General features: G+C 24.6%; 13 protein-coding genes. 12 read left to right on the plus strand and 1 reads right to left on the minus strand.

Features of this window, described 5'->3' with window-relative positions:
- The coding region (locus tag RDJ14_RS04880; RefSeq protein ID WP_308150241.1) for an HMG-box domain-containing protein at positions 1 to 227 on the plus strand (227 nt) is incomplete at its 5' end.
- Between the two features lie 116 nt (positions 228 to 343).
- Here RDJ14_RS04880 and RDJ14_RS04885 read toward each other — a convergent pair.
- Positions 344 to 925: a hypothetical protein gene (locus RDJ14_RS04885; protein WP_308150242.1), complete on the minus strand. Its 582-nt coding sequence runs from the start codon at positions 923 to 925 to the stop codon at positions 344 to 346.
- Positions 926 to 1,692: 767 nt separating this feature from the next.
- On the opposite strand from RDJ14_RS04885, the gene RDJ14_RS04890 reads away from it, so the two are divergent.
- From RDJ14_RS04890 to RDJ14_RS05245, 11 genes are all read left to right on the plus strand, one after another.
- Positions 1,693 to 2,607 (plus strand): replication initiation protein, encoded by a 915-nt coding sequence (locus RDJ14_RS04890; protein WP_308150243.1) that lies wholly within the window; start codon positions 1,693 to 1,695, stop codon positions 2,605 to 2,607.
- A gap of 3 nt (positions 2,608 to 2,610) precedes the next feature.
- Complete coding sequence (locus RDJ14_RS04895; RefSeq protein ID WP_308150244.1) at positions 2,611 to 2,739, plus strand: hypothetical protein; 129 nt, start codon at positions 2,611 to 2,613, stop codon at positions 2,737 to 2,739.
- A gap of 61 nt (positions 2,740 to 2,800) precedes the next feature.
- Positions 2,801 to 4,975 (plus strand): hypothetical protein, encoded by a 2,175-nt coding sequence (locus RDJ14_RS04900; protein WP_308150245.1) that lies wholly within the window; start codon positions 2,801 to 2,803, stop codon positions 4,973 to 4,975.
- 2 nt (positions 4,976 to 4,977) lie between these two features.
- Positions 4,978 to 5,268 carry a hypothetical protein gene (locus RDJ14_RS04905; RefSeq protein ID WP_308150246.1) on the plus strand — a complete coding sequence of 97 codons (291 nt, stop codon included), beginning with the start codon at positions 4,978 to 4,980 and terminating at the stop codon, positions 5,266 to 5,268.
- Positions 5,269 to 5,278: 10 nt separating this feature from the next.
- Positions 5,279 to 6,739 carry an Mbov_0396 family ICE element transmembrane protein gene (locus tag RDJ14_RS04910; protein ID WP_308150247.1) on the plus strand — a complete coding sequence of 487 codons (1,461 nt, stop codon included), beginning with the start codon at positions 5,279 to 5,281 and terminating at the stop codon, positions 6,737 to 6,739.
- A gap of 2 nt (positions 6,740 to 6,741) precedes the next feature.
- Entirely contained in the window at positions 6,742 to 6,978 is a 237-nt protein-coding gene (locus tag RDJ14_RS04915) for a hypothetical protein (protein WP_308150248.1), read from the plus strand.
- 9 nt (positions 6,979 to 6,987) lie between these two features.
- Positions 6,988 to 9,549 carry an Mbov_0397 family ICE element conjugal transfer ATPase gene (locus RDJ14_RS04920; RefSeq protein WP_308150249.1) on the plus strand — a complete coding sequence of 854 codons (2,562 nt, stop codon included), beginning with the start codon at positions 6,988 to 6,990 and terminating at the stop codon, positions 9,547 to 9,549.
- Between the two features lie 9 nt (positions 9,550 to 9,558).
- Positions 9,559 to 11,049 (plus strand): type IV secretion system DNA-binding domain-containing protein, encoded by a 1,491-nt coding sequence (locus RDJ14_RS04925; protein ID WP_308150250.1) that lies wholly within the window; start codon positions 9,559 to 9,561, stop codon positions 11,047 to 11,049.
- Between the two features lie 326 nt (positions 11,050 to 11,375).
- Positions 11,376 to 11,597, plus strand: a complete 222-nt coding sequence (locus RDJ14_RS04930; protein WP_308150251.1) for a hypothetical protein — start codon at positions 11,376 to 11,378, stop codon at positions 11,595 to 11,597.
- 7 nt (positions 11,598 to 11,604) lie between these two features.
- Positions 11,605 to 12,375 (plus strand): ParA family protein, encoded by a 771-nt coding sequence (locus RDJ14_RS04935; protein ID WP_308150252.1) that lies wholly within the window; start codon positions 11,605 to 11,607, stop codon positions 12,373 to 12,375.
- A gap of 406 nt (positions 12,376 to 12,781) precedes the next feature.
- The coding region (locus tag RDJ14_RS05245) for a hypothetical protein (protein WP_374047469.1) at positions 12,782 to 12,893 on the plus strand (112 nt) is incomplete at its 3' end.

Raw genomic sequence — 12,893 nt, forward strand, 5'->3', positions numbered from 1 at the left:
ATATGTCAAATAAAGTTAAAAGACCAATGAATGCTTATATGCTTTTTAGTAAAGAAAAAAGAGCAGAGATTATTCAACAAAAACCTGAACTTAAATCAAAAGTTGCAGAAGTTGCCAAATTGATTGGTAATCATTGAAAAGAGATGACAAATGAAGAAAAAGCTAAATATCAAAATTTAGCAACCGACGATAAAAAAAGATATGCCGATGAAATCAAAAATATCTAATCTATAAATTTGAGTTAAAACAGCCCTAAATTAGGGCTGTTTATTTTTTGAATACTAAAACATATAAATATTTATTTCGTTTGTCTATGAGCAAATTAGATACCTTAAAATCAATTTTAAACATCATTAAATATTTCAATGCGATGAAGTTCAATTTTAAAATTATAATTTTGGATTTGTTCGTTAATAAATTTTTTCATACTTTCATTTGGCACAAGCCATAGGATTTCTTTATTTTTTTGTAAGTCTCTGTAATAACTATCGATTTTGTTTTCAAATCGTTCTTTTGATTTGCGTGTTCTTTCAAGTTCAATAATCATATCTTTATTTTCGTAATGAACTAATAAATCAGGATAACCTTTTTCTCTTGGATTTTCTGCTTTTAGTTCTTTTTCTGTTTGATAATAAAGTATGTCTGTTTGTTGACAAAGTCATTTGATAAGTAAATCTTGATGAGCAAGTTCATTGTAGTTAATTCTTATATTTTTGCTTTCCTTACCAAGTTTTCTATTTCCTAGACTTGAAAGCATGTATATATTTTTATTTGTCAATTGGTCAATTCTTAATAACTTTTTTGAAACTAAAATAGCAATTAGTCTTTCTGTTGCTTTTTGTTTCTTGTTTAATAAGTCAGAAATTTGATAACTTGTTAGATATCCTCATCGATTGATGATTTCTAAAATTTTTAGTTGTTCCATAAATTTCAACTCCTTAGTGGCCAATGTGATAACGTTTTTAAACGTTTTCTTTCTTTTTGGAGCAACTTCGTTGCGGTATTTTTCTTTCTTTTGCAAAAGAAAGAAAAATACAATCCCCACAACCCAAACACCTGACCCCACCCGCTCATAAGTTTACGTTGTGGGGGTGGGGTCAGGTGTTTTAAAGAAATGAAATGCCTTTATAGGTTGTGGGGATTGCTAGTCAATAATAGATTTACTTCTACATTTTTTCTCCATAAAAATTATATACATAAATATAAGTATTTCAATAAATTTGATTTGAATTTATTATGTTATTATCTACTTATTAGCGCGCGTATATATAACTTATATTTATATACATATATTTATTATTTATATCTTTATTATCTTTATTATCTTTATCCCCCCCTAAATATCTATACTGGTATTGAATAAAAACGAGTAACTTGGGAGAAAAACTTACTATAACTTGGGAGAAAAACTTACATATCAAATTTAGTTATTTTTAAATACAATTATTGAAATTTTTAAGTTATAATTTTTATTGTGACTGATATTGGTTTCGTAGACTGGATATTGGTCACATTTTATGTTTAAACTTGTAATTGAAATTAAAAGTGATATTATTAAAAATAAATTGAATAATTAATGCGAATAGGCCAGTCTACGAAAACTTTTATCACCTATTTAACTTTAAAGATAATTAGAGTTGACATATTTGCATAATATGTCAATTTTTATTTTTAAAAGTTAGGTGCAAAATCATGAGTGCAAAGAAAATACAAAAAAATGAAAATCAATTTATAGTAAAATCAAATGTAATAACAAGAGCAGTACGTAGTTCAGATGCTGGCATTATGACCATGCGTTTATTTGCCTTTGGTTTAGCAAAATTAAGTGATAAACAATATAGGATACAAAAAGATATTATTGAATATAATATTTCAATTGCAGAATTTGTAAAATATTATGATTTATTTTTAAATCAGATTTATGAAAAATCAAAATTTAATAAAAAATATGTAACAGTCATTGAAAGAGAAATGGAAATAATATCATCTTTTAAAATTAAAAATTTATATGATAACGAACCACTTGATTTTGATTTTACAAATTTATTTTTAAAATGTGGTCATCGTAAAAATACTGGTAAATTATATTTTAAAATTTATAAAGAAATTTTTGAAAAACATTTTGTAAATCAAATTAAAAATTTTACAAAATTTTATTTACCATATACAAAGTTTATAACAACCAAATATACTTGACCTTTGTATGAATATTTACGAAGTTATTTATATGTAAGTTCAAAAACTTCGAAGTCAATAGCATTTGGACATCAACCAATGGATTTTAAAATTATTGCTGAGTTTTTAAATCTTGATATTGATAGTAGTTATTTTAAAAATATGAAAGATTTAAAAAAGTATGTTTTAGAACCAGTTAAAAAAGACTTAGAAAATACTGATGTAATTATGAATTATGAAATTATAAAGACTGGTAGAAAAAATACACATATTAAATTTTATACAAAACTTAATATGGAAAAATTTGCTCAACAACAGGCAGAAGTATATGGGAAAACTTCAAATAATTATGTTGATTTTCAAAAAAATCAAAGCAAACAAATTTTAAATGATATGGATAAAGATAGTAAAATTGTTTGAGATAGTGAGTAAATTATGCAGAAAGTTGATGGAAAAGATATTGCGTGATTATTAGGCTGTAAAGAATGTTCAAAAACTTTAAAATTTAAAGATGTCAAAGAAACCATTAAAGCTGATTTTAAAATAGACTTCTTGCGAAATTAATTTAGAAATGATAGAAAAAAAGTATAATAAACAATGAAATATAAATTAAAGGAGAATTTAAATGAAAAAAATAATAACATGAATTGCTAGTTTTATTTTAGCAAGTTCAACAGCGCCAGTAATTAGTCAATTAGTTTCAAACACAAGTTTTAATCACGCATTTTTTTCTAATCATTCAAAAGAAAGTGAACCTATAATAAACGTAAAGCAATTAAATAAACATGGCAATTTTTATGCTTTTTCTGATACAATGGGAGTTTTGAGTGCTATTGGTGATAAGGAGGGTGACTCTGCCTGTGTTTATTTGGTTGATAATAGAGGAAATTTACAAGAAATAAGATTAAATGGGAAAACCATTGACTATGTGGTTGAATTTTATCGTATGTCAGATACTTTAGGAGTTTTAAATATTGGTACTGGTAGTTATTTTCTTAATGATAAGGGAGAAATTATATCATTAACACCGAAATTACCTTCTCAATCATATATTAGAGAACTTTATACTTTTTCTGATACTTTAAGTATTGTTAAAGTATCAAGTTGAACAGATAGTAAACTTTATTTTTTCAATAATAGAGGTGAATTATTACCATTAATGCATGGCAGTAATCAAGTCAAAGGTGAATTTTATCGTATGTCAAATACCCTTGGTTTTATTACAGATAGTAATAAAAAAGCATGACTTTTAGATATATCAGATCCAAATGTACCAAAATGAAAAGACTTAGGAATCAAAAATACTTTTACAAGAATGTCAGATACTTTGGCGATAGTTAAAGAAAATAGTTATATTAATGGTCATAATTGACTTTTAGATATTTCAGACCCAAATAATCTTAAATGAACAGACTTAGAATCAAAACAAGGCGATTTTTATCGTTTTTCAGATAGTCTTTGTATATTTGAAGAATTTAATTTTAATTTAAAAAAACACACTGGTTTATATTTTTTAAATCTTGCAGGTCAATTTAAAAAAATAAATTTAAAAGAAACTAATTTTCAAACATTTTGATTCGCTCAGTTTTCTAATACAATGGGAATTTTAACAGTTAATGTTTCAATTGGTGATGACATCAAATTAAATACTTATTTATTACTTGATAATGGGGAGTTAATTTCAATTCCAAATCAAGAAAAAAATGGTTTTTTTGGGTTTAGAAGAATGTCAGATACTTTGGGAGTTTTAAGTTCTTGAGATATTAAAAAAAGTTATTTTCTATCAATAATTCCAAATCCTGATGATATAGCAGGTTTAAAAGCTTCCGTTATATTTGATAGAACAGTTGAAAATCAATATCTCAAGGAAATTAATAGACCAGACTACCAAGGAGAAGCAAGTAACAATAATGTTTATTTTCACGCAGATAATAAACATATAAAATCTGTAACATTAAACGGGACACCAATTGAAAAAAAAGGTAATTTTGTAGATGTAATAATTAGTATAGAAAATTTAACCAATAAAATAATTATTGAAAATGATTTAACAAGTGATTTGAAATATAACATTTATATTAAAAAACAAGCAACGGTTAATAACATTAAAAATGTTGCTGGTCATCAATTAACCAATTATGTAGGTGTTTTTGATAATCAAGATTTCAGCAAAGAAAAAACACCTAATTTACAAGATATCATTGTATCTGATAGTGAAGTTGAAATTGATTTTAATACTAAATTTATTAGTGATAATAAATTATATAAAATAGATAATCAAGGAAAGAAAAATGAAATCTGTAATATAACTAATGGTTTTAAATTATCAACAATTGATAGTTATATGTTAGAAAGTAAAGATCTTGTTACAAATATCAATAATCAATATTTAACAATCGGAATACCAACTATAACTGATTTTAGAACTACTGACCAATGAAAGCAAGCAGAGAACTGAGCATTAAAAAACGGTTATAGACAAGGCGATTTATCTAAAATGAATGCAAATGAAATTAAAGATTTGTTATCAAAATATAATCCAAGTCCAACCCCCTCTCCAACACCAAATCCAAATAACAATATTGGTTGATATATATTTCTTGGGGTATTTTTAGGTTTAATCACATTTGGAATTGCTGGGTTTTATATAAATAAATTTGTAATAAAACCAATCAGAAATAAAAGAAGTGATATAAAAGCAGATAAATATGTGGCTGAGCAAATGGAATTATCAAAAAAATGAAAAGAACAAGAAACAAAAGAAAAACAAGCAAGAGAAAAAAAGAAAGGTGGTAAATAATCGTGTTAGGTGCTTTAAATACATTGTTTCTTGTAAATTCAAACAATGATATAAATGATTTATGAAATAAAATTATAACAATACTTATGCCAACTTTAATGGGTATTGATGTTATGGTTGCTGTTTTTATGATTGCTTTTGTAGTAATAAAGGGTAAAGGTGACAAAAACAGTGAAGAAAGACATGAAACAATTAGAAAAATTGTTTGAATTTGTATTTTATCAATGGGTTTTTTACTGATTGTAAGTATTGTTTTTGGTATCAGAAACATTATTTTTCCATTACAACAATAGGTAATAAAAAATGTTTTCCAAAAAGCAAAAAGAAAAAAAATCACCCTTTAATTTTAAAAGTAAAAAATCACAAAAAAATAAAGATAATAGTTCCCAAGAGTTAGTGGTAATTATTCAAACCATAATTAAAAAGATTGGAATTATTTTTGCCATATCTTTTTTGCCATTTTTTTTCTTTTTAGTTATTGTTCTTGCTGTAATTATTGCTGTATGACATTTTTTTCATCCAGATATCTATATGGGTGTTTTAAATCCAGTTTTAAATAATGTAGTTTTACAAACTAATTTAACAGCCGGCAGTTTTGTGACGTCTGTTATTGAAGCAATGTCAGCGATTTTATATGTTGTATTTATCCAACCAATTTTATGATTATTAAATCAATTTCAAGTTATAGTTGATTTTATTGGTGGTGGAACTTTAAATAATAAGATTTTGTTTAATAATAGTGATTGACATGGTATACCAATTTTATTTTTTACAGTCTTAGGTATATCAATGGCTATTTTGTTAGTTCTTTTATCAGTAAGATTTATAGAAATTAAATTGAGTGATAAAAATATGACACAAAAAATAAATTCAACTTTTAGAAGTTTACTTTTAATAATTCCGGTTATAGTCGGTATTCCCATTGCATTTTATTTACTTAATTCTTTAATAAATTCAATAACAACAATCATTATTAAAAGTGGTGGCACTGATGTAAAAAATATTGGTTTATTTATTTTCAATAGTTCTTTTACAAATGGTTTACATCATTTTAAAGAGGTACCAGATAGTTGGGGATTTGAAGACAGTGCAAATTTTGGTTATTTTCAATGTCTTTGTGCAGAGGGATTTATGGTATACATTCTCTTGCAAATATCAGCATTTTTATTTGTAAGAGTTGCAGAACAAGTTTTGCTTTTAATTCTTGGAACATTATTTGCTGTATGAATGGTGCAAGATGAAGGCAGAAAATTTAGAAATTGAAAAGATTTAACAATGAATCGTTTTATTTCTTTTGCTGTGGTTTTTGCTGCATATACAATATTTTTAAATTCAATTTCAGCATTATCAGAAATTTCAAATATTGTTCCAAGTGAAAGTGCAAGACCAATATTTACATTAATTGGTACATTTGGATTTGGAATAACAGTTATTAAAGCACCACAGTTATTAGGTACTATTTTTGGTGGAAATATCGGAATTTCTGACGGTATTGGTAATTTAATGGGATTAAAAGCAAGTACCGGTGCTTTTGTTAGTGGAACAAAATTTTTAGGTAAAGGTATTTCATTAGGTACGAAAGCACCATTTAGAGCATACTCTGGTGTTGCCACAACCACTGGTGTAATTCGTGGTATCACTTCAACTGGTGTTAAAGAAACGATTACATCAAATTTAGTTAAAGACCACAAATCAGCATTTGAAAACAGTAGTAAAAATATCAATAAATGACTTAATAGCGATAAAGACAAAGGTGGTAAATAACTATGGCAAAAAAGAAAATTTCTAAATCCGAATTAAAATTAAAAGAAATGCAATATGCTTGGAAAATAGCACATTTCAAACCAAAGAAAATCGTACTGCGAAGAAATGCAATAGATGAATGTTCAATAAAATTTTCCCAAAAGCAAAAAGAAATGATAAAAAGCATAAATAAATTAGCAGATAACTATCCACCAATTGTTTCAAATTCAAATCAAAATATTTGAAGACCTTGAGAGTAGGTAAAAATTATGAGCGAACAAGAAAAAGAACAAGGTTCTGATGATGTAGCAAAACCAATTACAAAAAGAGCAAGTAAAATTAAGTTTGTTTTAAGTAATGCTCTTGGTGGAATTGGTATTGCTGATGTTATGATTATTTTATTATCTTTTGCATTTATTGTCCCAATTTTAAGTTTAATGGCAGAAATTGGAGTATTAGTAAGTATATTTGTTACATTTGGTATATTTCTATTTACTTTGCTTTTAATTCAAGTAAATAGAAATGGTGATAAGTTTTATTATCTTTTATGAGTTTCAATCAAATATTTATTTATCAACAAAGAAAGTAAAGAAATGTTTAATATTAACCAAATTAAAAGTATTAAAGATAATGAAGTTTATTTTAAAAATAATTTTGGTTTAGTTTTTCGTATTGAAGCACAAAATATAAATTTACAAACTCAAAATGAACGAAATATACCAATATCAAAACTTGCTAATATTTTTAAGTTAATTGATATAGATTTTGAAATTATAAAAATACAAGTTCCTTATAATTTTGATAGTCAAAAAGAAAAAATAAATCAATTATTAAAACAAGAAAAAATGGAAAAAAATATTAAACAACTAGCAAGTATGAAAAAATTTATTGTTGAATTAGAAAAAGAGAAACAATTGAAAAATAGTTATTATTTATTTTTATATGCCAAAAATATAAGTGAAATTAAACAAAAAGTAAAATTTATATTAAATGAGTTTGATAGTGACATTAAATTTGCTACTACTGATGTAGTAGAAACATCATATTTAATTTCAAAATTGATTGTTCCCAATAATTATGTTGGTGTTTTTGAAAATAAACCAAACAAAATAAAACAATATAAAGATTATGTAAAAATTGATGATAAGTATGTTTCATATTTAACAGTTAGTACATATCCTACCTTGGTCAATGATTTTTGATTAATGGCTTTTGCAAATTTGGAAAATGTTAATCTTAATATTAAATTTACTCATGTAAATAAGCACCAAGCAATAGAATTACTTGATAGAGCAATTCGTCGTGCGGAAATGCAAAAACCAAGAAAAACAAGTGAAGAAAACAAATATGAAACATATTTAAACCATTTTCATGAATTGTTAAATCTTGTTCAAAATGGTGGTGAAACATTAAAAATGGTTTCAATTATTTTTACTTGTTTTGCTGATGATAAAAATGATTTGATTAATATCAAGCAATTTTTAAAAAATGAATTATCAACACAAGGTTTTATTGAAAATGAATTAAAATATATGCAATTAGATACTTATAAATTTATTTGAAATAACAGTATGAAAAATAAAAAACAGATAACTAGTTATTGACAAGAAATGGGATGTTTATCAATTGCAAGTGCATGGCCTTTTCTAGGTTCTAGTTTAAATGATGAAAAAGGTTTATATATGGGAAATAATGAAAATGGTGAACCTATATTTTTTGATGTAAAAACTAAAAATGATGAAGAAGCACGAAGCAATGGCAATGTTGTAGTTTTCGGTTTAAGTGGTTGTGGCAAAACATTTAATGTCAAAAAACAATTAAACTGATTATATTTAAATAAAAGCAAGATTTATATTATTGACCCTGAACAAGAATATCACAATTTTGCTAAGTATTATGGTGGAGAAATCATTGCTATTGGTCAGACAAATCAATCATTAATTATTAATCCACTTGAAATATTTACTGGTAACTTAATGGAGCATATTTCATTTTTAGAACAATTTTTTAAGATTTTATATAAAGATTTAAATGATAATGATTTGTCTGACTTACAAAAATTATTATTAAAAATTTATCAAATAAAAAATATAGACAGTTCAATGGACCTTGAAACGTTGGATAATTTAAAGCCAAAAGATTTTCCAACCTTAAAAAATTTATTTAGTGAACAAGAAAATGTTGAAAAAAATAAAACGGACAAAAGCACTCTTTATAAAATTCTTTGAAAATTAGCAAAAGGTGCTGATGGTTATTTATGAAATGGATATACAAATTTAAGTTTAAAAAATGAATTAATTGTCTTTGATATTCATGATTTATCAACTAATAAAAATCGTCAAAACGCTCAAATGTTTTTGATGTTGGCGTTTTTAGAAAAAGTTGCAAAACATCATAAAAAAGTAAATGAACCATTAGATGAGACTAAAAGACAATGGATTTGTATAGCAATTGATGAAGCGCATTTACTAGTTAATGAAAGTAATTTATTGGCATTAAATTTTGTTAGTGGTTTAGCAAAGAGAATTAGAAAATACTACGGTAACATATATATCATTACACAAAATATTAATGATTTTGTAGGAAGTGTTGCTATTAAAACACAAGCACAAGCAATTATAAATAATTGTGTTTATCAGTTTGTACATAGATTAGCTTCAAGTGATTTACAAGATTATGATAACTTGGTTTCAGCAAGTGGTAGATTAAACCAATATCAAAAACAAATTATTTCAAATGCCCCAATTGGTACTTGTTTATTCTCAATTAATAACAACAGAATGATGATTAATATTCAAGCAAGTGAATATGAGCAAGAAGCAATTAAGTAGGTGAAGTAAATGAAATTTTTAAAAAATAAATGACAAGAAAATACTTTTAATAAAATTTTAATATCTAGCATAATAGGTTTTATTGTTTTATCAATTTTAATTGTATTATGAGCATGTATAGTTTCAATTTTTTATTCACTAATTATTTTTCATACCATAAATGCACATACTTATAAAATTTCATTTTTTACCAATACAGTTCTTGTCATTTCTATTTTTTTAAGCATAATTATGATTTTATGCTTCAGTGGTCTTTATGCTTATTTTTCATTTGAAAGTTGAGATTTCAATAAATCAAAACAAAAGAAAGAAAGAAAAAATCAAATTTTGGAATTTAGTAAAATTGGTATTCAAAATTTAATAAATCTAAATAAAAAAGTTGGTTTAGTTAGATCAAAATTAAACCAACATACTTTGTTAATTGGAGCAACTGGTAGTGGAAAAACCACCACTGCTTTATCAATAATAAATCAACTTGTTTATAAATTAAATCAAACAGTCATTATTATTGATGGAAAAGGTGATATTGATTTAATCAACAAAATTAAATCAATTGATAAAAATGCTTTTATTTGAACCATTGGGGGCAAAGATGAATACAATCCTTTTGCTTCAAAAAGTCACATTGTTTTAGCAGATAAGATTATGAGTTTATTTGATTTTTCTGAACCACACTATCAAGCAATGGCACACAATTATTTACTGATTTTAATTGAAACTTTAATGACAAAAAAGATTAAAATCAATTTATCAAACATTATTAAACATTTTCCATCAACTGAATTAAAACAACTAATTGATAAAACTAATCCGAAATATATTTTTGTTACTGAATGTAAACAAGCAGAAGTAAATGGATTATTAAATCGTTTGAGTGTTTATGCTGAACAATTGAACAATAGTGTTGGTTTAAAAAATGATTTAACAAAAATATCTAAAAATCATAAAGTTATTTTATTTTCTTTAAATTCATTAGATTATCCCCGACTTGCAAGTAATATGGGTAAATTGTTAATCCAAGATTTAAAAGAATTTGCTTCTATTAAACCACGAAGTAAACACATAAATCTTGTGTTAGATGAATTTAACGTTTTTGCAAGTGATAGTATTATCAACTTAATTAATAAAACTCGAAGTTTTAATTACCAATGTTTTTTATGTTTTCAAACAATCAACGATTTAAAAACTGACAATAGAGATTTAACAGACACTATTTTTGGTAATACAGCTAACATTATTGCACATAATGTCAAAGATCCAAATAGTGCTGAATACCTTGCCAAAGTCTTTGGAACTAAAACTTCTCAAAAGATTACTAAACAGTATGATAATAAATCAAAATCAAATTCAAAGGGTTCAATTCGTGAAGTTGAGGAATACATTGTTCATCCAAACGATTTAAAGAAATTGAAAGTTGGACAAGCCTATTGCAAGGTATTATTACCGAGTTCAAATCAATATATAGAGAAAATTGACATTGAAAACTATGTTAGTGAATAGTTTAGTATTCAAATATTTTTCGTGGAAAATAAGGGTATTTATGAGCGTTTTATAAGCATATATCAAAAGAAATTTAAAATTTACAAGATTAGTCAATCAAACTATTCAAATAAAATAAATCAAATTAATAGCAAAGTAAAGTCAAACTATTTAAATAGTTTGACTTTTTTATATAAATTATTTTAAAAATAAAACATGTTTTATTTGTTTTATTTTTTAAAAATTTCATTATTTAAATTATTTTTTAATTATGTTTTAAAAATAAAACATGTTTTATTTTTAAAACAATGTTACAATATATTAAAAATAAAGAAAGGAATTTAATTATGGCAAAATTAAATGCATTGCTTGAAAAAAACGGAATAAAGGAACTTTCAAGTTTTTCTAAAACTAAAGATTTTAAAAAAAGAACAACCCAAGATATGATACCAAATACTTTTTGTAGTAAATATTTAGTTGACAAATTTAGAAACGAAGCAAAAGAAAAAAGATGAAGTTACACAACTTTAATGACTGCTATTTTAGAAGAACGATACGGAAAGGAATAAAATGACAATGAAAATTATTAGTTTTTGTAACAAAAAAGGCGGAGTTGGTAAAACTACTCTTTGTAAGAATGTTGCTTATAAATTTGCTCTTAATGGAAAAAAAGTATTATTAATTGATTTAGACCCACAAGCAACATTATCTGTACAATTTTATACAAATAAAATTGTTAAAGATGTTACTTTGTTAAAAATGTTTGGTGGTTTTAATGTTGGAATAAATAATATTATTCAAAAAACTAAATATAAAAATATTGACATTATTATTGCAGGAGAAGAATTAACAAAATCATCTACAATTTTAAATAATTTATATGCAAAAGAAAACATATATAAAGTTGGAAAAAATATATTTGATAGTTTTAATAATGTTTTTTTAGACTATGATTATGTGTTAATTGATTATCCACCAACAGTTCTAGAATTAGCATTAAATTTTTTAATTATTTCTGATTTGGTAATGATACCCATAAATAATGGAATTGGTAGTTACAAAGGAATATTGGATTTAAAAAATACTTTAAATCATATTTGTCGACAAGAAAATATAACTGTACCAAATTTACGAATAATTTTTAACAATATAAAAGAAGATGAAGATACTATTGAAATTTATAAATTATTAGAAGAAGAAAAATTAAATGGCCATTTATCCCAAAGTATAATAACAAATTCAAAATCATTTATTAAGACGGAAAATAAATTCAATAGTATTTGAGAAAACAAACATTATTGACGACAAAAACAAGCATATGAAGAACTCATTAAAGAAATCATGTAAAATTACATTATGGATAAATAATGATTTTTTAGACAATAGACTTCTTGCATAACTAATATATTAATTTTTATGTTTATTTTGAAAAATTTTTTTGATTAATTTTTTGATAAAACACAATAAAAATTTTTAAGTCAAAAACTCGTTAAAGAAAAAGAGAAAAGATTAACAATTCATTTATCTAGTTATCAGTCTATAGAAAATATGCTTGCTGAAATGCAAAAACAAGGATTAAAAGTAACAAGAAGTACTATCTACAGAAATGCTGTAATGGAAATTTATAAAAATTGAAATCAAGGTAAATAATCATAACGTCAAAAACAAGTACTGAAGAACTTATTGCAGAAATCATGTAAAATTATAGTAAGAAAAAATGGAAAAAAATATGTCAAATAAAGTTAAAAGACCAATGAATGCTTATATGCTTTTTAGTAAAGAAAAAAGAGCAGAGATTATTCAACAAAAACCTGAACTTAAATCAAAAGTTGCAGAAGTTGCCAAATTGATTGGTAATCATTGAA

It is taken from the genome of Spiroplasma sp. AdecLV25b (assembly GCF_030913225.1).
GTDB lineage: Bacteria > Bacillota_I > Bacilli_A > Mycoplasmatales > VBWQ01 > Spiroplasma_E.